At 42.2% G+C, this 21,395-nt stretch carries 19 protein-coding genes; 15 read left to right on the top strand and 4 right to left on the bottom strand.

The window, feature by feature from the left end:
* Nucleotides 1-79: 79 nt before the first annotated feature.
* Entirely contained in the window at nt 80-1,804 is a 1,725-nt protein-coding gene (locus AC27EF_RS04500) for a phospho-sugar mutase (RefSeq protein WP_487109172.1), read from the bottom strand.
* A gap of 58 nt (nt 1,805-1,862) precedes the next feature.
* A complete protein-coding gene (locus AC27EF_RS04495; RefSeq protein WP_487109170.1) occupies nt 1,863-2,843 on the bottom strand; it encodes a YutH/CotS family kinase-like spore coat protein in 981 nt (326 codons plus the stop codon).
* 120 nt (nt 2,844-2,963) lie between these two features.
* On the opposite strand from AC27EF_RS04495, the gene AC27EF_RS04490 reads away from it, so the two are divergent.
* From AC27EF_RS04490 to AC27EF_RS04465, 6 genes are all read left to right on the top strand, one after another.
* Nucleotides 2,964-3,413, top strand: coding sequence for a nucleolar protein 3 (locus tag AC27EF_RS04490; protein WP_487109169.1), 450 nt, complete (start codon nt 2,964-2,966; stop codon nt 3,411-3,413).
* 315 nt (nt 3,414-3,728) lie between these two features.
* Complete coding sequence (locus tag AC27EF_RS04485) at nt 3,729-4,529, top strand: SDR family oxidoreductase (RefSeq protein WP_487109168.1); 801 nt, start codon at nt 3,729-3,731, stop codon at nt 4,527-4,529.
* A gap of 55 nt (nt 4,530-4,584) precedes the next feature.
* A complete protein-coding gene (locus tag AC27EF_RS04480; protein ID WP_487109166.1) occupies nt 4,585-6,435 on the top strand; it encodes a PTS mannitol transporter subunit IICBA in 1,851 nt (616 codons plus the stop codon).
* Nucleotides 6,436-6,552: 117 nt separating this feature from the next.
* Nucleotides 6,553-7,290: a DeoR/GlpR family DNA-binding transcription regulator gene (locus tag AC27EF_RS04475; RefSeq protein WP_487109164.1), complete on the top strand. Its 738-nt coding sequence runs from the start codon at nt 6,553-6,555 to the stop codon at nt 7,288-7,290.
* A 13-nt stretch (nt 7,291-7,303) separates the two neighbouring features.
* Nucleotides 7,304-8,437 carry a mannitol dehydrogenase family protein gene (locus AC27EF_RS04470; protein ID WP_487109162.1) on the top strand — a complete coding sequence of 378 codons (1,134 nt, stop codon included), beginning with the start codon at nt 7,304-7,306 and terminating at the stop codon, nt 8,435-8,437.
* 196 nt (nt 8,438-8,633) lie between these two features.
* A complete protein-coding gene (locus tag AC27EF_RS04465; RefSeq protein WP_487109160.1) occupies nt 8,634-9,389 on the top strand; it encodes a hypothetical protein in 756 nt (251 codons plus the stop codon).
* Between the two features lie 70 nt (nt 9,390-9,459).
* Here the strand turns inward: AC27EF_RS04465 and rbr are convergent, their stop codons facing one another.
* A complete protein-coding gene (gene rbr / locus AC27EF_RS04460; protein ID WP_487109158.1) occupies nt 9,460-10,002 on the bottom strand; it encodes a rubrerythrin in 543 nt (180 codons plus the stop codon).
* Between the two features lie 204 nt (nt 10,003-10,206).
* Here rbr and AC27EF_RS04455 point away from each other — a divergent pair, with 204 nt between their 5' ends.
* From AC27EF_RS04455 to trxA, 4 genes are all read left to right on the top strand, one after another.
* Complete coding sequence (locus tag AC27EF_RS04455) at nt 10,207-11,517, top strand: pyrimidine-nucleoside phosphorylase (RefSeq protein WP_487109156.1); 1,311 nt, start codon at nt 10,207-10,209, stop codon at nt 11,515-11,517.
* Between the two features lie 36 nt (nt 11,518-11,553).
* Nucleotides 11,554-11,958 carry a protease complex subunit PrcB family protein gene (locus AC27EF_RS04450; RefSeq protein ID WP_487109155.1) on the top strand — a complete coding sequence of 135 codons (405 nt, stop codon included), beginning with the start codon at nt 11,554-11,556 and terminating at the stop codon, nt 11,956-11,958.
* 147 nt (nt 11,959-12,105) lie between these two features.
* A complete protein-coding gene (ftsH, locus tag AC27EF_RS04445) occupies nt 12,106-14,004 on the top strand; it encodes an ATP-dependent zinc metalloprotease FtsH (RefSeq protein WP_487109422.1) in 1,899 nt (632 codons plus the stop codon).
* A gap of 164 nt (nt 14,005-14,168) precedes the next feature.
* A complete protein-coding gene (gene trxA / locus AC27EF_RS04440; protein WP_487109154.1) occupies nt 14,169-14,489 on the top strand; it encodes a thioredoxin in 321 nt (106 codons plus the stop codon).
* On the opposite strand, the gene AC27EF_RS04435 is transcribed toward trxA, so the two are convergent.
* Nucleotides 14,486-15,163: a Crp/Fnr family transcriptional regulator gene (locus AC27EF_RS04435; RefSeq protein ID WP_487109153.1), complete on the bottom strand. Its 678-nt coding sequence runs from the start codon at nt 15,161-15,163 to the stop codon at nt 14,486-14,488. The genes trxA and AC27EF_RS04435 overlap by 4 nt on opposite strands.
* Before the next feature lie 232 nt (nt 15,164-15,395).
* Between AC27EF_RS04435 and metF the strand changes: the two genes are divergently transcribed.
* From metF to AC27EF_RS04410, 5 genes are all read left to right on the top strand, one after another.
* A complete protein-coding gene (metF, locus tag AC27EF_RS04430; protein WP_487109152.1) occupies nt 15,396-16,289 on the top strand; it encodes a methylenetetrahydrofolate reductase [NAD(P)H] in 894 nt (297 codons plus the stop codon).
* On the top strand, nt 16,286-16,936 hold the full coding sequence (locus tag AC27EF_RS04425; protein WP_487109151.1) for a Vitamin B12 dependent methionine synthase, activation domain protein: 651 nt from the start codon (nt 16,286-16,288) through the stop codon (nt 16,934-16,936). The genes metF and AC27EF_RS04425 overlap by 4 nt, the downstream gene beginning before the upstream one ends.
* Nucleotides 16,903-19,269 (top strand): homocysteine S-methyltransferase family protein, encoded by a 2,367-nt coding sequence (locus AC27EF_RS04420; protein ID WP_487109149.1) that lies wholly within the window; start codon nt 16,903-16,905, stop codon nt 19,267-19,269. The genes AC27EF_RS04425 and AC27EF_RS04420 overlap by 34 nt, the downstream gene beginning before the upstream one ends.
* 167 nt (nt 19,270-19,436) lie before the next feature.
* Entirely contained in the window at nt 19,437-19,685 is a 249-nt protein-coding gene (locus AC27EF_RS04415; RefSeq protein WP_487109148.1) for a Veg family protein, read from the top strand.
* Nucleotides 19,686-19,750: 65 nt separating this feature from the next.
* Nucleotides 19,751-21,313, top strand: coding sequence for a DUF3794 and LysM peptidoglycan-binding domain-containing protein (locus AC27EF_RS04410; RefSeq protein WP_487109147.1), 1,563 nt, complete (start codon nt 19,751-19,753; stop codon nt 21,311-21,313).
* Nucleotides 21,314-21,395 lie beyond the last annotated feature (82 nt).

Here is a 21,395-nt window from a genome sequence, read left to right as displayed (position 1 = left end):
TGAAGAGGGCCGTGAGCTTCCATGCTTTCACGACCCTCTTCTCATTGTAACAAAAAATACTGCAAAATATTAGGAAAAACTAAGCTTGTGCTTTTGCCCAGGCGTCAAGTTTATCACTGTCCGTCTGTGCAGCTTCCATAGTGTCGGCTTTTACGCCATAGTAAAATTTGATTTTTGGTTCTGTACCGGATGGACGAACACACAGCCAGGAGCCTCCTTCCAGATCATAATATAGAACATCAGATTTTGGAAGACCGATTGGAGTGGTATCTCCGCTGGCAAGATCAAGAATAGTATCATTGGCATAATCGCGAACTTTTACTACCTTAAACCCTGCAATTTCTTTTGGAGGATTTTCACGGAAATTTGTGAGCATAGCTTTCATCTTATCCATACCTTCCAGTCCGGGGAAGTCCATGGCGGTAATACGGTCTAAATAATATCCGTATTTTTCATACATTTCGATCATAACATCCCAGAGTGTTTTGCCCTGAGTTGCATAGTAGGCTGCGGCTTCACAGAGAGCCACGGTTGCGGAGACGGCGTCTTTATCTCTGGCATAAGTTCCGATCAGACATCCATAGCTTTCTTCTAAACCAAACAGATAGGTACCGTTTTCGTTTTGTTCAAATCCGAGAATTTCTTTTCCGATCCACTTAAATCCGGTCAAAACTTCAATGAGCTGAACGCCGTATTCCTTGGCGACAGCATCCACCAGATTCGTTGTTACAATGGATTTGATCACAGCTCCGTCTTCCGGAAGAGAACCGGCTTTTGCTTTCTTCTGGCTTAATACATATTCGCAGAGAAGAGAACCGGACATATTTCCTGTCAAAGGAATATATTCTCCGCTTTTGGCGTCCTTTACATAGACTCCGAGACGATCGGCATCCGGGTCTGTTGCGAGAACAAGATCTGCATCCTTTTCTTTTGCCAGTGCAAGACCCAGTTCAAAAGCTTCTTTTGCTTCTGGATTTGGATAGCTGACGGTTGGGAAGTTACCGTCCGGCATCTCCTGTTCCGGTACAACATAGACATGCTGGAATCCAAGATCCGCAAGAACACGTCGAACCGGAAGGTTTCCTGTACCGTGGAGAGGAGTGTAAACAATCTTTAATTTGGAAGCCATCTCATCAATCGAAGCCTGATTCATAACTTGTTTTTCCACTTCGGCGATATAAGCATCATCAACTTCCTTTCCGATGACTTCATATAAACTGGCAGTTACGGCATCTTCTTTTGACATGGTTTTACAGGTAGAAATATCAGTAATTGCATTTACTTTTGCTGTAACTCCAAAGGCATGAGGATCGGTGAACTGAGCGCCGTCCTCCCAGTATACTTTATATCCGTTATAAGCAGGCGGATTGTGGCTTGCTGTAACGTTGATTCCTGCAATACAATCCAGAAATCTTACGGCGAAGGATAATTCAGGAGTAGGACGAAGGGATTCAAAAATATAAGCTTTAATCCCATTTGCCGCAAGACATCGTGCCGCTTCATCTGCAAATTCGGGAGACATATGTCTGGAATCAAACGCGATGGCAACCCGTTTTTTATCTGTGTTCTGTTCCAGAATGTAATCTGCCAGACCCTGTGTTGCCTTTCTGACAACATAAATGTTCATTCGGTTGATTCCTGCGCCGATGATACCGCGCAGTCCGGCGGTTCCGAATGCAAGATCAGCATAAAAACGTTCTTTGATTTCGTTTTCGTCATGTTCAATGGCTTTTAATTCATTTTTTGTGTCATCATCGAAATACGGATTAGAAAGCCATTCTTGATAAGTTTCTTTGTAGTTCATAAATTACTCCTCCTTAAAGTTATTTAAAAAATGCCTTTGTTTAATTATATCTTAAAATTCATAAAAAAACATTATAAATTTGTACATATTTTTCGAGAAAAAATGCACGGAGGTCTTTGGAATGGACAAATTCCTCCAATTTGTCAATATAGCGCGGAGAAACCCAGTGTTTTTTATGTCCCATGTACTGATTTGAAATTTTCCAAAATTTCTCCGGGAATAAAAGCAGGGCATAAAGACAGTGAAGATCCTCTTTGGAGAGCGAAGTCTCTTTCTCATAACTGGAAAGCAGTGTATCACAGTACGCAAAGCAGTAGTCGTTTTTCTCCAGCACTTTTCTTAAAAAATAATAAAGATCTAAAATCGGATATCCATAAAAAAAGTGTTCAAAATGGATGGTTGCCGGATAACTTTCGGTTAAGATGATATTATGGTGATTATAAGCGCCATGGCACCATCCTTTTTGGGAAGGCGATGAGGATTGAAGCAATGTAAGGGATTGTTGTGCATGATCCCAGAAATCTTTTGTCTGTTCTAAGAATAAATACTCAAAGGTTCCTTTGTTTTTGCGGCTGCGTATGTAACGTGCAATGCTCTTTAACTGTGAATATTTTTGCTGATATCGTCCGGAAATAGAGTCATAAGTTCTCAGATTTTCAGATGAAAAGGCAATATTTTGACAGCAGCGGTGAAATGTCCCCAGATTTGAGGCAGCAATTTTTAAATCCTTCAGGGAATGGATGTCACATTCTGTTCCAGAGAAGGTTTTTCTCAGAGCATAGGATTCATAATATTTATCATAAGAAAGAAAACAGCCGTTTTTGTTCAAAATATACTGATCTACATTGGAAAAATGTGCTGCTTTTAATTCTTTGGTCCATTGAGCCACGGTCTGTAGCCGTTCTTCTGACAGTGATGTCTGCGCCAGGGCATAGATGCCTCGATTGGTATGACACAGCAGACCGCCGCGCCCGCGCCGGACATAATCGACATCAAGATCATATTGGTCTAACAGCATTTGATACTTTTCGTTCAACATATATCCTCCTCAATATTCTACCTCTAATGATATGAGAGAAAGGAAAGGAATATGATACCAACTTGCCAGCGGCGGCAAAATAGGATATACTTAAACATATCTCAGAAAGGAGTATGAATCATGAGGAAAAGATTTTTATTAATTGCAAGTATATTATTAATCGGAGCTGTTTCGCTGGCTGCATGCGGCAAAAAGAGCCCGAGCAGTCCGGAATCCGGAGCGACAACCGAGGCATCCACAGAGGATACATCATCTCAGGAAGAGACAGAGGCAAGCACAGTAGCGACGGAAAAACAGACTACAGCGACAACCGAGGCGGTAAAAGAGAATGACACTGCCACAAAAGAAGACGAGAAGGCAAAGCCGAAAAGCGCAAGCGGAACATTCAGTGGATGGGCAGATTCAAATTCTGTAGAGATTCAGATGTCAAACGGCGATTATCAGACCTTTTTTGTAGAGGATGAAGATGTGAAGGCAGCATTGAATAAAAAAGGAGAGGGAAGCAAAATTTCCTTTACCTACGGAGCGCTGGAAGGTCAGGCGAACATGCAGATTTTATCTGTAAAGTAGCAGAGCCGCGTCAGAATTAAAAATTTCATATAAATAAAAAAGAGTGAGAAGGTATTTCCTAAACGTTTAGGAGATACCTTTTTTATAATTAGGAAAGTTCTGACTTTCCTATATTACATACTTTCCTATAGTATAAAACGCTTTGCGCGTATTTGCATGGAAATGAAAAATAAAAATGTAAACAGGCAAAAAAATGCACATACAACGCTTGACAATGCAATTTTATGCTGGTATTATAAGGCTATAACAAGAATAAAAAGCAAAAACGCGCAGAATATATGCATGAGTGTGCGAGACAAGAAAAGGAGAAGTGTGATGAAGCAGTGGATGGATTTAACAGGAAAAGTAATCATTGTAACAGGAGGAAGCCAGGGAATTGGGGAACATGTTGTAAAGACACTTCGCAGCAATGGAGCCGTCGTTGTAATTGCAGATCTGACAGAAAATCCGGAATTTGCAAAGGATGAAAAAGTTTTCTTTGTGAAATGCAATGTCGCAGAGAAGAACAGTGTGGACGCCATGGTAGCTCAGGTGATGGAGCGATATGGGCAGATTGACGGATTGTTAAATAATGCAGGCGTGAGCCGCCCCAGACTGCTGGTAGATTATTATGGAGAAAAACCGGAATATGAGTTAACGGAAGAAGACTTTGACTTTATGGTAAATGTAAATCAAAAAGGTGTGTTCTTATGTTCTCAGGCAGTTGCAAGGCATATGATTCAGGCAAAAAGCGGCGTCATTGTAAATATGTCATCTGAGGCAGGGCAGGCAGGTTCAAAGGGACAAAGCTGCTATTCTGGAACGAAGGGAGCCGTATTATCCTATACGATGTCGTGGGCAAAAGAGCTGGGACCATATAATATCCGGGTGGTCGGCGTTGCACCTTCGATCAATGAGAGAACCCCGATGAATAATGACGAGGCATTTGCAGCGCTGGCGTATACAAGAGGACAGGATCCAAACAATGTGTCTTCAGACTATGAAAAAATTATTCCGATGGGAAGAGCCGGGAAATTAGATGAAGTTGCGGATTTAATCTGCTATCTGCTGTCAGACAGAGCCAGCTATATATCAGGAACAACCATTAATATCAGTGGAGCAAAATCTACCAGATAATCAAACCTGAAAATCATAGGATGGATGATTCAATAAAAACATAGGAGGATGCGATATGGGAAATGTAAAAACCTTAGATAAGATCCGGAAATTCGGCGGACATATGAGCGGCATGGTTATGCCGAATCTCGGCGCCTTTGTAGGATGGGGGCTTCTGGCTGCATTATTCATTCCTACCGGATGGATACCAAACGAAAAGCTCAATGAGATGGTATCTCCAATTTTAAATTATCTTCTGCCGATATTGATCGGATATACAGCCGGCTATAATATTCATGGGCAGAGGGGAGGTGTGATCGGAGCATTTACAACGATGGGAGTCATTGTGGGATCAGATGTTACAATGTTCAGTGGAGCAATGATTATGGGTCCGTTATCCTCCTGGCTTTTAAGAAAATTTGATCGCGCTGTAGAAGGAAAAATTAAGCCGGGATTTGAAATGTTTGTAAATAATTTCAGTCTTGGAATTTTAGGATTTGCACTGGCTATTCTGGGATATTTTATTATCGGTCCGGTGGTAAATGTAATTATTGCGGTGCTCACCGCGGGAATTAACTTTTTAATTACAAAGAAGCTGATTCCGCTTCTGGCAGTTTTTATGTGTCCGGCACAGGTTTTGTTTTTAAACAATGCGGTAAATCACGGAATTATTTCACCGATTGCCTATGCGCAGGCTTCGGAGGCAGGAAAATCCCTGATGTTTTTGCTGGATTCAAACTGTGGTCCGCTGCTTGGAACGCTGTGCTCTATTTCTTTCTTTGGAAGAGGAAAAGCGAAGGAAACAGCTCCGATGGCAATGTTTATTGCCGGAATTGCCGGAATTGGCGAGGTATATTTCCCGTTTGTTTTAGCAAATCCGATTATGATTTTTGCTACCATGGGAGGTCTTGCGATATCCCTATTCCTACTGGTCATTTTAGGCGGAGGACTGGTTGGAATGCCATCTCCTGGAAGTTTAATTAATATTGCGCTTATGACGCCAAAGGATGCGGCTGTGGCAAACTTTATAGCAATTGCGGCAGGATTTTGCGCAGCATTTTTAATTGGAGCATTTCTTCTGAAAACAATCGGATCACCGGAGGAAGAAGCGGATTTATCTGTAGCCGGAATTTCTACAGCAGGAAAGATGAAAAAAGCAGAGCGTTCATCTGCGCACAAAACAGCGCTTCAAGAAGGGGTCAAGTATATTGTGGTGGCATGTGATTCAGGAATGGGGTCCAGTGCTATGGGAGCATCGGTCTTGAAGAATCGTCTGCGAAAAGAAGGATTTGAGGATATCAAAGTTGTAAATTCAGCAGCAGGACAGATTGATCCGGAGGCGGATATGATCATTACGCTGGAAGGATTAATGGAGCGGGCCAAAATGAGTGTAAACCCGGAAGGAAAGGCATTTCTGATTGTGGAAAACTTTTTAAAAGAATCGGATTACGATGAAGCGCTTCGGATTGTGAAGGAAAAAAATCATGAAGAGTTTGTCAAGCCAATCCTGACGGAAGATAATATTTGTCTGAATGTGAAGGTTAAGACCAAGGAGGAAGCAATCCGGCAGGCGGGACAGGTTCTGGCAGATCTTGGATATACAACGCCGAAATATATTGAGCACATGCAGGAGAGAGAGCGGAGATTTTCTGTGTACATCGGAAATCATCTTGCGATTCCTCATGGGATTGAGAGCTCCGATCAGGAAATTTATACTTCCGGATTATCTGTACTGCAGGTACCGGAAGGAGTGGACTTCGGAGAAGGGAATATAGCATATGTGGTCATCGGAATCGCGGGAAAAGACGGAACGCATTTAAATATGCTAAGCAATATTGCTCTGATTTGTGCAAATGAGGAAAATATTGAGAAAATGCGGTATGCACAGAATAAAAAAGAGATTTTGGATATTTTAAAGAATATTTAGAGAACACTTTTTCTTTTTCTATGGATTCGCTATAATAATATCATCATGAAATAGGGTAAGATTGGAAAAAGTTCCAGAAGTCACAGAGAGATGAAGTAGGAAAGGAAAGGTGCGATTATGAAGCTGCTAAAGGCAGAACGGCAGGATAAAATTCTTGACATCCTGTCGATGGAAAAGAAGATTATAGCAAGTGAAATGAGTGTGAGACTCGGAGTCTCTGAGGATACGATTCGGAGAGATATTAAGGAATTAGATCAGAAAGGTCTTTTGAAAAAAGTTCACAGCGGGGCAGTGAAGACCGGACCCGCAAAAACCAGATTTTATCAGAGAATGGAATTGGATTTGGATGAAAAAATACGCATTGCCAAGAAAGGAGCGGCATTGATTGAACCTGAATCTGTCATTTTGATTGATGACGGAACAACGAATTACCAGCTGGTCAATCAATTGGATCAGAGAATATCCTGTACCATTATTACCAACAGCATTCCGATTATCAATTTATTGGAAACTTATCCGAATGTTCAGGTAATTACTCTGGGCGGAAACCTATTTAAAGCATCGATGGCGAATTTAGGCTATGAAACAATCAAGCAGCTGGATACCATTCATCCGGACTTGTATTTTATGGGAATTTACAGCATCAGCGACGAGGTTGGTGTGACGCATTCGGCAATGAATGAATGTCAGCTGAAACAGAAAATGTTATCAGTTTCCTCGCAGACAGCAGCGCTTGTTACTAGGGAAAAAATAGGTTCGGTATCAAATTATGTAGTTTGCAAGACCAGTGATCTAACGTATATGATTACCGATGAAACGGATGAAATCAAAGAGACGAAAAGTTCTCTCGCTTAGATGGGAGAATGAAATGAAAAAAGTGTTGATTGTAGGAGCAGGAAGATTAGGAAAAGGATTTGTCGGAGAGACATTTGACCAGGCGGGATGGGACTTGGTATTTTTGGATAAGGATCCGAAGGTTGCAGAGGAGCTTAACAAAAAGGGATGTTACCATGTGAAGGTCCATAGAGTTGAAGAGATTCAAAACAGAACAATAAAAAATTTTAAGGCATATACCTGTGATTCCCAATGTTCTGTAATGGAAGATTTTCTTGAGACAGATGTGATTGTCCTTCCGCTGTATCCGGTGGATTTTGCCGAGGCAGGAAAGTATTTGGCGCAGTGTTTTGAAAAGTTTTATAAGGTGCATCCGGAACGAAAATTGACGATGATATGTATTACCAACAAAAATTACCTGATTCCGGGAATCATAAGAGACTTTAAGGCGTTCTTATCAGAGGGAGCCCAAATATGGTTTGATCAGAACGTGGCGGTGAGAGATTCTATTATACGCAGAAGTACAGATGCACAGAGTAATGTATCCACAGAGATTGATACGGTTGCAGTGAATTCTCTGTTGATTCAAGGACCGATTTATAATGATTTCCAGGATGTCGAATGGATGGAGGTTACGGATAAAATTGAGATGTTAAAAGATATCAAAGTATTTGTAGTAAATGGTCCTCATGCAACTCTGGCGTTTCTGGGATGGCAAAAAGGATTAAAAACCATTCCGGAAGCAGAAGCAGATCCGGAAATTGCAGAAATCACCAGGCAGGCTGCCGGTGAATTGACCGAAGCCGTAATGAAAGAGTATCCTATTACAGAAGAAGAGCTCCATAATTTGACATATTTTGCACCAGCAAAAGGAATTTTGCCGGATTCCATTTATCGTGTTGCCTATGATCCGATACGAAAGCTGTCAAAAGGAGATCGTCTGACCGGTTCTGCGCAGCTGTGTTTAAAACATGGGGTAGAATATACAGCCATTGCAAAAGCGATGGCGGCAGGATTTGCCTATTCAGAGCCCAGAGACCAGAATGCTCAGCTTCTCCAGGAGGATATCAGGCAAATTGGCATTGAGGAAGCGGTCTATAAATATACCGGGCTGGAACGAGAGAATCCAATAGCCAAAAAAGTAATTGAAGAATACAAAAAAATATAAGAGGAGGCTCGATCCTGTAAAAAGAGACGAATCCAATGGGAGATTCGTCTCTTTTTGTGATATACGAAATTTCTTCATAAAAATGAAATAAATGCAATATACCATTAAGGAAAAAGTAAGAATTTTTCAGACTTTTTGTCAGAAATCGAAGCTGTTTTTTCGCTATAATGAAAAAAGCAGTAGGGAGGTGGAAAGGATGAGGCAGAGGATTGTGTGGATGATTTGTTTGTTGGCGATTATAATGGGCGGACGCGTTTCGATTTCGGCTGAAGATAAAACGGAGGCTATCATGGAGAACTTTCGTCAGGATGTGCTGTTTGTTGGAAATGTCTCACATATTTCCGACGACTATGTTGTGTTAAAGGTTACTGATTATATTGCTGCGGAGTCCACATCGGAAACCATAGCGAAAAGAGAGAAAAATCACCGATATGTTCTGACCGGGAAAAAGAAACCTGTTTATAATTCCTCATATTACGGAAAACAGACGGTGGAGGAAGGGGATCATGTCGTGGCTTCTCTCAGAAAAAAGAATGGAGCATGGCAGGTTGCCAATGGAATTTATCAGGTAAATACCGATCAGTTTCAAACACTTTCCTTGACGCCCTTAGAAAAAAATATGGATCTTTCCAAATTAAAATTAAAGTACTTTATAAATTCCGATGGGAAAATGAAAGATTTTTCTTCTGATGATAAGCAAAATAAAATGTACTATAAAACCCAAAAGATTTACGATGCGAGGTGGAATATGAAGAAATATTTAACAATTGAGGAAATCAGAAACTCAGAGAAATTAAAGGCGATGGATCGAAAATCCAAAATAGGAGATCAGACATGGGAGAGTGCAGGCTCCGGGATTCGGAGAAAATTGCTGTTTGTTGCAGATGTCCTTGTGATCGTTGGTTTTGTGGCATTGCTTAGAAAAAAACATCCGAAAAAGAAGCAAAAATAGAACTGTAATTTTTATGCAAAAGAAAAAGGTCATGATTTCTTATCTGACCTTTTTCTTAGTGGAAAAATTTTTAATAGTTTTTTCCGTCCAGCTGGAAGAATTTTTGTGGATGAGCACAGACAGGACATTCTTTTGGAGCTTCTTTTCCATAGTGAACATGTCCGCAGTTTGTGCAGATCCAGGCAACTTCCACATCTCTTTTGTATACAATATCATCGGCTAAATTTGCAGATAACTGCTGATAACGTTCATCGTGATGTTTTTCGATCTCGGCAACCATAGAAAACAGATTGGCAATTTCATCGAATCCTTCTTCTTTCGCTTCTTTTGCGAATGTAGGATACATATCAGTCCATTCAAAATTCTCTCCGGCAGCAGCATCTTTTAAGTTTTCCACGGTGGATGGCACGCTTCCTCCGTGAAGCAGTTTAAACCAAATTTTAGCATGTTCTTTTTCATTTAATGCAGTCTCGGCAAAAATATTGGCAAATTGTACATATCCGTCGCTTTTTGCTTTACTGGCATAAAAGTCATATTTGTTTCTTGCCTGAGATTCCCCTGCGAATGCAGCCATTAAATTTGCTTCAGTTTTTGTTCCTTTTAATTCTGGCATAAATACCCTCCTTTTCTTAAATAGGAATGATTACTATTTTAATTTAACAGATAAAATAAATTCTGTCAATGGATTCTTTTGAAACTTTGATAGTATGTACCATTTCTGGACAAAAATACATAAAATCAAAAGCTTTTTCGGTGTGGTTTTTATAGTGTTGTGATATACTAAGAACAGAAAGAATCGAGCAAAGGAGGAGCGAAAATGCGGATGTATGATCTGATTTTAAAAAAAAGAAACGGGCATCCTCTGACGAAAGAAGAGATCGCATGGATGATTGAGAAATACACACAAGAAGAGATTCCGGATTACCAGATGTCTGCAATGCTAATGGCAATTTGTTTTCAGGGATTATCCAGAGATGAAACATATCATTGGACGATGGCAATGGCAGAGAGTGGAGAAATTCTGGATTTGTCAGGAATTCATGGAAGGAAAGTGGATAAACACAGTACCGGAGGCGTGGGAGATAAGACTTCTCTTGTGTTGGCTCCGGTTGTGGCAGCGCTTGATATTCCGGTTGCGAAAATGTCCGGCAGAGGACTTGGTCATACCGGAGGAACGATTGACAAGCTTGAGAGTATTCCGGGATTTTCTACAGAACTGTCAAAACGGCAGTTTATGAATCAGGTAAATGAGATTGGTATTGCGATTATGGGACAGACGCAGGATTTGGCACCGGCAGATAAACGACTGTATGCTCTGCGGGATGTAACGGCGACGGTGGATCAGATCTCGCTGATTGCCAGCAGTATTATGAGTAAGAAGCTGGCGGCAGGTTCGGATGCGGTTCTTCTGGATGTAAAAACAGGAAGCGGAGCTTTTATGAAAGAGGTTGCAGATGCCAGAAGGCTTGCAGAAGAAATGGTACGCATCGGAGAGAAAGCGGGAAAACAAATGACGGCAGTGATATCCAATATGGATCAGCCTCTTGGGTGCGCCATAGGGAATGCGTTGGAAGTCCGTGAGGCGATGGACACTTTAAAAGGCAGCGGACCCAAAGACTTTCAGGAGCTTGTTGAAACTTTGGGCGCTTATATGTTTATGATGGGAACGAAGGAAACCAGGGTGGAAGTTGGAATCCAAAAGGTTCGGGAAGTCATCCAAAGCGGAAAAGCTATGGAGAAGTTTCTGGAATTTCTGAGAGCTCAGGGCGTCATAGGAGATTTGGAATCCATCTTAAAACGGCTTCCCAAGGCAAAGGAAAGGAAGGAAATATGTGCCGATACAAAGGGATTTGTGGGCAAAATTGATACAGAGGAAATGGGAACGTGCTCTCTTATGCTGGGGGGCGGAAGAGAAACCAAAGACAGTGTGATAGATCCGGCGGTTGGGCTGGTTCTCCGAAAAAAAGTCGGTGATTTTGTACAGAGAGGAGAAGTTCTTGCCCGGCTTTACGGCAATGATCTCCAAAAGATGCAGACGGCAGAGGAGCATTTCATGAAACATTATCATATTATGCAGGAAAAGCCTGAAAAGCAGCCGATGATCTATGATGTCTTAATTTCGTCTTAAACGCATACAATAGTCTTAAAAAACAGGATTTAGAATATGAAAAAAGTTGCTGTGATGTTGGGCGTCTGCCTGCTTTGGAGCATCCTTCTTTCGGGGTGTGTCGGGGAAAACCGCGAGGGAGAGCACGAGAAAATTACCTATGCGGTCTGTAAAAAGAATGTGATTCCAAGGGAACTGAGGAAGCTGATTGAGGAAGAGAAAAAAGAGGCGTTTCATTTCACTTATTCTACCAAAGAATATACTTATTATGTGATTGGATATGGAGAGCAGCCGGGGCAGCATTACAAAATTAAGGTCAGAGAATTTACAATGGATGAGAGTCACATCTACATTGACACCACATTGATCGGAGTGACGAAAGAGGAACAAAAAGAGGGAATATCATATCCGTATCTTGTGCTGAAAAGTCAATTTTATGAAAAAGATACGGTGTTCCGTTAAAAAATTATAAAAAGTTTAGAGATGTTTTATTGATTTATAAAGACAGAAAACATATAATGGTGTTTATGAATCAAAGGAGGAAGAGACTTGGAAAATAATCAACAAAATAATAAAAATGATAAAGACAATAAAAAGAAGAATGCGAGAATGCTGGCAATTTTCCTTGTGATTTCCATTCTTGTAACATTTTTCTTTAATCAAATTATTGCAAAATGGAGAAATGGAACAGAGACGACCATATCGTATGACAGGTTTGTGACAATGCTGGATAAGGATCAGGTAAAGAGTGTAAAAGTTACAGACAGCCAGTTAAAAGTAACGCCAAAGAAAGAAGGAAATCCATTTTATAAGACCACATATACAGTAGATCGAATTAGCGGAGATTATCAGCTGGTAGATCGTCTGATTAAGAGTGATATTGCATTTGAACAGGAACCGCAGGATCCGATGGATACGGTAGTGGCAGTGCTTATTAATCTTATACCGACGATTTTAATTTTTGGATTTTTAGTCATGATGATGCGCAGAAGCAGCGGCATGATGGGAGTTGGAAAATCCAATGCAAAAGTCTATGTGGAGAAGAAAACAGGAGTAACTTTTGCAGATGTTGCAGGTCAGGGAGAAGCGAAAGAGACTTTGACAGAGATGGTAGATTTTCTTCATCACCCGGATCGCTATACGAAGATCGGAGCAAAGCTTCCGAAGGGAGCCCTTTTAGTTGGACCTCCGGGAACCGGTAAGACTTTGCTTGCCAAAGCGGTTGCCGGTGAGGCAGGAGTGCCGTTTTTCTCCTTGTCGGGTTCGGACTTTGTTGAGATGTTTGTGGGCGTAGGCGCTTCCAGAGTTCGAGATCTGTTTAAGCAGGCTCAGCAGATGGCGCCTTGTATTATATTTATTGATGAAATTGATGCCATCGGAAAAAGCCGTGATAATGGCGTCCACGGAGGCGGAAATGATGAGCGGGAGCAGACGTTGAATGCCCTTCTTGCAGAGATGGATGGATTTGACACATCGAAAGGAATTATTATTCTGGCAGCCACCAACCGCCCGGAAGTTTTGGATAAGGCTCTGCTTCGTCCGGGACGTTTTGACCGTCGTGTCATTGTAGAACGGCCGGATCTGAAAGGACGAATTGAAACACTGAAGGTTCATGCCAAGGATGTCAAGATGGATGAAACCGTTGATTTTGAAGAGATTGCTCTGGCAACTTCCGGAGCTGTGGGCTCTGATCTTGCCAATATGATCAATGAGGCGGCGCTGGGAGCCGTGAAGGCTGGAAGAAAAGCAGTCTCACAGAAAGATCTGTTTGAGGCGGTAGAGGTTGTCATCGCAGGAAAAGAAAAGAAAGACCGGATTCTCGGAAAAGAGGAAAAACAGATTGTAGCCTACCATGAGGTGGGACATGCGCTTGTTATGGCGCTCCAGAAGGAATCGGAACCGGTGCAGAAAATTACGATTGTTCCTCGTACAATGGGAGCTCTCGGGTATACAATGCAACGTCCGGAGGAGGAAAAATATCTGAATAAGAAAGAGGAGATGCTGGCAGATCTTGTGTCATTCTTTGGAGGGCGTGCAGCAGAAGAAGTGAAATTCCAATCGGTGACTACCGGTGCATCCAATGACATTGAACGTGCCACAGCCATTGCGCGGGCGATGGTAACGCAGTATGGAATGTCTGAGGAGTTTGGTTTGATTGGCTTGGAATCTATTACCAACCGTTATTTGGATGGGCGTGCTGTGATGAACTGTGCGGAATCTACGGCAGCAAAAGTCGATGAAGTTGTGATGAAGATCTTAAAAGAGGCTTATGCCAAAGCGTTAACATATATCCGCGAGAATATGGAGATTCTGGATGAGGCGGCAAAGTTTCTGATTCAGAAGGAAACAATTACCGGAAAGGAATTTATGGAAATTTTCCATAAACATAAAAATCCAAAGCCTGCCGAGGAGACACAAAAGGTTGAGCTGAAAAAGGAAGAAGCAGATGAGCTGCCGACTCAATCAGGATTTGCACAGTGGGTAGAGGATGATGATGCAGAGTCATAAATACAGGATGTATGAATGATGCTGATAAAATATAGGGAATTGAAGCGGACTTGTCCGCTTCATTTTGTTTCCGGGGCCTTTTGTGATTTGGTTACAGAACGATGACAGCAAAAAGATTAAGATATAGACAAGATCATCAACAAGCCACGAAAGGAGATTAGACGATGGGTGCTTTACATATTACAAAGGAAAATTTTGATCAGGAGGTTTTAAATTCCAGTCAGCCGGTAATCATTGATTTTTGGGCAAGCTGGTGCGGACCGTGCCAGATGCTGCTGCCAGTGATTGAGGAGCTTGCACAGGAGGTACAGACTGCCAAAATCTGCAAAATTAATGTAGATGAACAGCCGGAGCTTGCACAGCAGTTTCAGGTGATGACCATTCCGACTTTAGTTTTAATGGATGGAGAGAAAGTTTTGGACCGCTCTGTGGGAGTGAAACCAAAAGAAGAAATTTTAAAGATGCTGGACAAAATAGCAGATTAAACAGTCAGGGCTTGGAGTTTTTTTCGGTCGGCAATGGTGACACAGCCGCGGGAAAGGACGACAAGCCCTTCTTTTGCAAAATATTTTAACATTCTGGAAACGACTTCCCGGGCAGAACCCAGTTCCTTTGCAATTTGTTCATGGGTCATAAACAGAGAAGCGGTTTGAGTGCGATTGGTTTCGGTTAACAGAAAAGCCGCCAGTCGCTTGTCGAAGCTGGTAAATAAAATCTGCTGCATGGTCCACATGACATCGGAAAAACGCTCGGTGGCAAGCTTGTAAAAATAGAGCTCCGCATAGACGTTTTGTCTGGTCAGTCTTGACAGCGCGGCGGGAGCAAGCTGTAAAATCTCACAATCATCGGCAGCTTCAATAGAAACTTCAAAATCAATGGCGCTGAGAACACAGGATGCGGATAAAACACAGACATCTCCGGTTTCCATTCGATATAACGTAATTTCACGTCCCTCCTCTGATAAAATCGAAACACGAACAGTACCGGATTGAATCAGAAGCATCCCCATACATTCATTGTCATGGCTGTGGATCAGAGATCCCCTGGAAAATTGAAGTTTCGTGACATGAGGCAGCAGAGCCTTTTGTTCAGCGCCGGATAAGCTTTCCCAGAATGGGAGTGCGCAGCGAAGCAACGAAAGATCTTGTTGGGTTAACATGAAAATCTCCTTTCTTAGAAATACGTATAGTATACCTCATCGAGCGAAGCTCGTCCAGCTGCAAGGCTATAGGATATTTTTATAATAGGCTATAGGAAACTGGTCTTGATGCGTTGGTGGACACTGAAAAAGGAACATGGTAGAATTTAATTTATGATATTGGAAGCGAGTATGTTCAGCACTGGTTTTAAAGTGTTCGCTTTGGTCTATAACAGAGGAAGGAGAAGCTAAGATGAAAATATCAGAGATTTTAAAGGAAAAAGCAACCATTTCCTTTGAAGTGTTTCCGCCTAAGAATAAGGAAGGAGATATTTCCTCCATTTATCATACCATCGAAGAGCTGGCAAAGCTTGCGCCGGATTTTATTAGTGTGACTTATGGAGCGGGCGGATCGACCAAGGGAAAGACGGTAGAAATTGCCTCTGCAATTAAACATCAATATGGGATTGAAGCTGTGGCGCATTTAAGCTGTATTTCATCTTCAAAAGAGGATGTCTTAAGAGAATGCAGACGTCTTAAGGAAGAGGGAATCGATAATATCCTGGCACTTCGGGGGGATTATCCGGCAGATTCCAAAGCATTCGATCCCGAACATTTGGAATTTCATTATGCAAGTGAATTGAATGAATTTATTGAGGAACATTTCCCGGAACAGTTTTGCCTTTCCGGAGCCTGTTATCCGGAGACACATCAGGAGGCAGATGGATTTAAAAAGGATCTTGAGGCATTAAAAAAGAAGGTGGATGCAGGGGCAAAGTATTTGGTGACGCAGATTTTCTTTGACAACAATTATTACTATCGTCTGGTACGGGAGGCAAGAAGGATTGGAATTACTGTACCGATTCTTGCAGGAATTATGCCGATTACCAATGCAAAATCCTTAATTCGTACAACCAAAATGTGCGGATGTACCATTCCGTACCGGCTGTCGACGATGATTGAGGCATATTATGATAATCCTGCTGCGATGAAAGAAATCGGAATTAACTATGCTGCCCGGCAGATCATTGATCTGATAACAAACGGAGTTGACGGGATTCATATTTATACGATGAATCGACCGGAAATTGCTCAAAGTATTTTTGAAAATATTCCAACGATATTAAGGGAATTAAATCAAAGATGATAAGAGAGACGGCATTAAAATATTTGGGATACGGCAGCAGTCTGCCGTCGCAGGAGATTGAGGAACTTATCAAAGACTGTATCACAGAAGTCCGGCAGATTTCACAGCCCAAAGCAGTTGTAAAAAAGTTTCATCTTGAAAAAGAACCGCTGCGAATCGGAGAAACAGGAGATGAAATTGCGGGACGGCAGATGGGGAGCTTATTAGAAGATTGTTCAGAGTGTTTGCTGATTGGATGCACTCTGGGAATTGGACTGGAACGAAAAATAAAGTACTATGAAAAGATTCATATGACAAAAGCGGTGGTTATGGATGCTGTGGCAAGCGCCTATTTGGAAGAATTCTGTGATACATATGAGCGCAGGCTCGGATATCAAAACCGGACGTATCGCGCATGTCCGGGCTATGGGGACTTTCCGCTGTCCTTTAACAGAAAAATTGCTTCCCTTTTAGATATTTCAAAGAATCTTGGAGTCACAATCACAGCGACAGATTTGCTGCTGCCGCAGAAATCTATGCTTGGCCTGATTGGAATCGGGAGCTTCAAACAAAAGAAGTCCTGTGAAACTTGTGTTGTGAAAAAAGACTGCCCATTTAGAAAGAGAGGACAACGATGTTACGGAACCGAATCGGAAAAGACTTGTTAATATTTGATGGAGCCATAGGGACACAGCTCCAAAGCGCCGGTTTGAAAGCAGGAGATATTCCGGAGGAACTCAATATCCGGCAGCCGGAGCTTTTAAAAAAGATTCACAAAGATTATTTGGAGGCAGGAGCAGATTTTATTACGACCAATACCTTTGGATGTAATCGACTGAAAATGTCAGAGGCAAAATATGAAATGAAGGATATGCTCCTGGCAGCTGTGGAAAATGCCAGACAAGCCAGATGTGAAGCGGGAAGAGAACAGGATGCCTATATTATGCTGGATATCGGACCCATCGGGCAGCTACTGGAGCCTATGGGTACGCTCTCCTTTGATGAAGCCTATGATATCATTTCGGAACAGATCGAGATAGCAAAGGATCGGGTCGACGGAGTGCTCTTTGAGACGATGAGCGATCTTTATGAAGTGAAAGCGGGAATTCTGGCAGTCAAAGAGCACAGCGAACTTCCGGTTTTTGTGACTATGACTTTTGAGCAAAACGGTCGTACGCTGTCCGGAAATGATCCGGAAACTTTTGTCAATGTTGCACAGGGGCTTGGAGCCGAGGTTGTGGGTGTGAACTGTTCGTTAGGACCGAAGGAGCTGGGGCCGATGATAGATGAAATTTTGAAAACCGCGTCAGTTCCTGTGATGCTGCAGCCCAATGCCGGACTTCCGTGTCTGGAACATGGACAAACCCATTATCATGTAACGGCGGATGAATATGTGGAGGCGATGAGCGGCTATATGGCACGTGGAGCCGCAATTGTGGGAGGCTGCTGCGGAACAACGCCGGAATTTATAGAAAAGCTTTCCAAAGCCGCACCGAAAACCGTTCGGGAACGGCAGGTTGTAAAAAAGACGAGAGTTTCCAGTCAGACACAGACGGTTTCCTTTGGAGATCGGGTGATTGTCTGCGGCGAGCGGTTAAATCCTACAGGAAAGAAAAAAATGAAGCAGGCGCTTCTTGAGAAGCGTTACGATGAATTGGTGATAGAGGCTGTAAAGCAGGAGGAAGCGGGGGCGCAGGTCCTGGACGTAAATGTGGGTCTGCCGGGAATTGATGAGCCGGAGACGATGAAGCAGGTGATTCACCTGCTTCAGGAAGTGGTGACGCTGCCTCTTCAAATTGACAGTTCCAATCCGGAAGCAATGGAAAAAGCCTGCCGTTATTACAATGGAAAACCCTTGGTGAATTCTGTCAATGGAAAAGATGAGGTGATGGAGGCTATTTTTCCAACGGTGAAAAAATACGGAGGCGTGGTCATCGGTCTGACATTGGATGAGGGAATTCCTTTAAAAGCGGAAGAGCGGTTTGAAATTGCCAAAAAGATCATAAAAAAGGCAGAAACCTATGGGATCGCAAAAGAAGACATTATGATTGATTGTCTGACGCTCACTGCGTCTGCGCAGCAAAAAGAGGTTCGGGAGACGCTCCGGGCAATGAAAATGGTCAAAAAGCTGGGGGTTCATACAGTTTTGGGGGTCTCAAATGTTTCATTTGGGCTGCCCAATCGTCCTCTGTTAAATCGTACGTTCCTAACCCTTGCCATGGAAGCGGGACTGGATCTTCCGATTATCAATCCTCTGGATTCAGAGCTGATGGGAACCATTGATGCATTTCATGTACTGTTCTGTCAGGATGTGGACAGTCAGACCTATATTGAACATCAGTCTGAGGCAGTGGTGAGCCAGGCGAATGCTCCGGCGGCGGTATTTTCCCTAAAGGATATCATTGTTCATGGGCTGAAGGACGAAGTGGCGCAGGCGGCAAGGAAAGAACTGGAGAGCAGGAAACCACTGGAAGTTGTCAATGAGGTCATCATTCTGGCGCTGAATACCGTAGGAGCAGAATATGAAAAAGGGAAGGTTTTTCTTCCGCAGCTGATCCAGTCGGCAGAGACGACCAAAAAGGCTTTTGAGGTGATTAAAGAATCCTTTGCCGCCTCCGATGGAGAAGAAAAAGGACCAATCTTAATCGCAACTGTGGAAGGGGATATCCATGATATCGGAAAAAACATCGTGAAGGTAGTTATGGAAAGCTATGGATATCGTGTGATTGATCTCGGAAAGGATGTAAAGGTGGAGGCCGTGGTGGAGGCATGGAAGGAATATCAGCCGAAAGCCATTGGATTAAGCGCTCTGATGACAACCACTGTGGTGTCTATGGAACGGACCATACAGGCATTGAAAAACGAGGGGTGTGAGGTGCCAATCTGGGTCGGCGGTGCAGTATTAACAGAGGATATTGCAAAAAATATCGGGGCAGATTATTATGCCGAAGACGCGATGGCGTCAGTTACTTTATTGGAAAAAGTGTTTGGAGAACAATAGAGAGAAACGTAAAATGCATCTTAAAAGAAGAATTGTAGCTGTCTGCAGTTCTTCTTTTTATTGTTTTTTGTATGCATAAATTTGACAACAACAGGGCAAAATGCTATAGTATAGAAAGGATTATACAGAATTATTAGAAAATTCTGTATATGAAAGAGGTGAATGATATGACACAGTTAGACCTGCAAAGAGTTCGTCAGTCAATTAAAGGGCAGATCGGAAGTAAAATTAAGATTAGCGCAAACAGAGGAAGACATAAATTTGAAACTGCAAAAGGCGTGATTACAGAAACTTATCCGAATATTTTTTTAGTGGAGTTAGAGGATGAGTCGGGGAAAGATCATAATAAAACCGTGAGTTTCAGCTATCAGGATGTGATCACGAGAGATGTACGTATGATGCTTTTGGAAAATTGAATGAGGAATGCATAGAAACCTCCTTGTCTGAATATATTTGTATATACAGACAGGGAGGAATTTTTATGGACTTTAATAAAAAAGATTTTTATGGAATCGCGGCAAAGGAAAGAAAACAGGTGCAAATTACCATAGATCAGGACTGCAACGTGCCGGATACCAAACCGGATATTGAGAAAATCATACAGACAAAAGGTATGGTAAAAATGCAGGAAACAGAGATGATGGTGGATAAAATTCGCATGAAGGGAGAATTTCATTTTCAGGGGCTGTATGGCGCAAATGATCCGCGGACGTTTCTGGAATCCTTGGAGTACTCGCTTCCTTTTGAAGAATACATACATATGGATGGCGTAATTCCGGCAGATTATGTGAAAGTACAGTATACCATTGACGATATTAATACGGTGCTGATTAATTCTCGGAAATTGAGTATCAGAGTGTTGCTGACTTTTACACTTCAGGTAAATGAAGAGATGAAAGAAGAGGCGATCATTGATATATTTGACGATCGGGTATCGGTATTAAAAAAAGAGATACCGGTGACGGATCTGGTGGTCAGCAAAAAGGATATTGCCAGAATGAAGGAAGATTTGGTACTTCCGGCAAATAAAGCGAATATTTATGAAATTTTGTGGAGTCAGGTGGATTTGGAAAATCTTCAGGGAAAACTTGGCGATCATGCGATTGAAATTCAGGGGGTTATGCATGTTTTTCTATTATATTTAGGAGAGGATGACCAGATGCCGGTTCAGTATTCCAGATGGGAAGTGCCGGTTCATACCGAGCTGGAATGCTATGAATGTGTACCGGGAATGATTGGGCATATCGGATTAAATCTCGGAGGACAGCAGCTGGAAGTCCGACCGGATGTAGATGGAGAAGAACGGGTCATTTCTGTGGATGTCACCATTGACTGCGATATAAAAATCTATGAAGATCAGATGCTTTCTTACGTCGATGACGGCTATACAATGGAGGCGGCATTGATTCCGGAATATCGGACATTTGACTTTGAGACACTGATCGGAAAGAATCAGGCGATTATGAAGGCTGCAAAGAAATTTCCAATGGAGCAGGAATCTGGAAAACTTTTGCAGGTGCTGTCGGTGAAAGGAAGCGTGACTGTTGACGATATTGAAATAACCGATCAGGGATTATCGGTAGAGGGTGTCTGGATGGCAGATGTTTTATACTTATCCACGGAAGATCAAATGCCGGTTATGAGTGAATCGTACATGGAGCCTTTTTCTTTTTTTATAGAGGCGAAAGGACTGACCGGGGAAGACGATTATCAGTTGGATGTGCGTCTGGATCAGATGACGGGAGTACCGACAGAAGGAGAGGAGATTGAAATTCGGGTATCGGTGGTTTTTGATTTTATTTCGTTCCGAAAAACAAGACAGAGAATCATGGTTGATATGAAGGAAGAATCACTGGATTATGAGAAAATACAAAAAATACCGGGAATTGTCGGATATGTGGCAAAAGACGGAGATACTCTTTGGTCTATTGCCAAAGCGTATTTTACTACGGTAGAAAGTATTCGGGAACAAAATGAAGGAATTGAGGAAGTGAATCCGGGGGATAAACTTTTGATTGTCAAGGAAATGGGGCGTAATTTATAAATTAAGGATTGCATTTTTTTCAGAACAATATTATAATATTTTGTATACAAGAACATGAGAGACAGAAGCGGTCTGTCTTTTC

It is taken from the genome of Anaerostipes stercorihominis (genome assembly GCF_057535655.1).
This window is presented reverse-complemented; position numbering and strand designations above follow the sequence as displayed.

Excerpts from the sequence above, each read along its gene's own strand:
- AC27EF_RS04500 (WP_487109172.1), bottom strand. The coding sequence starts at position 1,804 with ATGAACTACAAAGAAACTTATCAAGAATGGCTTTCTAATCCGTATTTC.
- AC27EF_RS04495 (WP_487109170.1), bottom strand. The coding sequence starts at position 2,843 with ATGTTGAACGAAAAGTATCAAATGCTGTTAGACCAATATGATCTTGAT.
- AC27EF_RS04490 (WP_487109169.1), top strand. The coding sequence starts at position 2,964 with ATGAGGAAAAGATTTTTATTAATTGCAAGTATATTATTAATCGGAGCT.
- AC27EF_RS04485 (WP_487109168.1), top strand. The coding sequence starts at position 3,729 with ATGAAGCAGTGGATGGATTTAACAGGAAAAGTAATCATTGTAACAGGA.
- AC27EF_RS04480 (WP_487109166.1), top strand. The coding sequence starts at position 4,585 with ATGGGAAATGTAAAAACCTTAGATAAGATCCGGAAATTCGGCGGACAT.
- AC27EF_RS04475 (WP_487109164.1), top strand. The coding sequence starts at position 6,553 with ATGAAGCTGCTAAAGGCAGAACGGCAGGATAAAATTCTTGACATCCTG.
- AC27EF_RS04470 (WP_487109162.1), top strand. The coding sequence starts at position 7,304 with ATGAAAAAAGTGTTGATTGTAGGAGCAGGAAGATTAGGAAAAGGATTT.
- AC27EF_RS04465 (WP_487109160.1), top strand. The coding sequence starts at position 8,634 with ATGAGGCAGAGGATTGTGTGGATGATTTGTTTGTTGGCGATTATAATG.
- rbr (WP_487109158.1), bottom strand. The coding sequence starts at position 10,002 with ATGCCAGAATTAAAAGGAACAAAAACTGAAGCAAATTTAATGGCTGCA.
- AC27EF_RS04455 (WP_487109156.1), top strand. The coding sequence starts at position 10,207 with ATGCGGATGTATGATCTGATTTTAAAAAAAAGAAACGGGCATCCTCTG.
- AC27EF_RS04450 (WP_487109155.1), top strand. The coding sequence starts at position 11,554 with ATGAAAAAAGTTGCTGTGATGTTGGGCGTCTGCCTGCTTTGGAGCATC.
- ftsH (WP_487109422.1), top strand. The coding sequence starts at position 12,106 with ATGCTGGCAATTTTCCTTGTGATTTCCATTCTTGTAACATTTTTCTTT.
- trxA (WP_487109154.1), top strand. The coding sequence starts at position 14,169 with ATGGGTGCTTTACATATTACAAAGGAAAATTTTGATCAGGAGGTTTTA.
- AC27EF_RS04435 (WP_487109153.1), bottom strand. The coding sequence starts at position 15,163 with ATGTTAACCCAACAAGATCTTTCGTTGCTTCGCTGCGCACTCCCATTC.
- metF (WP_487109152.1), top strand. The coding sequence starts at position 15,396 with ATGAAAATATCAGAGATTTTAAAGGAAAAAGCAACCATTTCCTTTGAA.
- AC27EF_RS04425 (WP_487109151.1), top strand. The coding sequence starts at position 16,286 with ATGATAAGAGAGACGGCATTAAAATATTTGGGATACGGCAGCAGTCTG.
- AC27EF_RS04420 (WP_487109149.1), top strand. The coding sequence starts at position 16,903 with ATGTTACGGAACCGAATCGGAAAAGACTTGTTAATATTTGATGGAGCC.
- AC27EF_RS04415 (WP_487109148.1), top strand. The coding sequence starts at position 19,437 with ATGACACAGTTAGACCTGCAAAGAGTTCGTCAGTCAATTAAAGGGCAG.
- AC27EF_RS04410 (WP_487109147.1), top strand. The coding sequence starts at position 19,751 with ATGGACTTTAATAAAAAAGATTTTTATGGAATCGCGGCAAAGGAAAGA.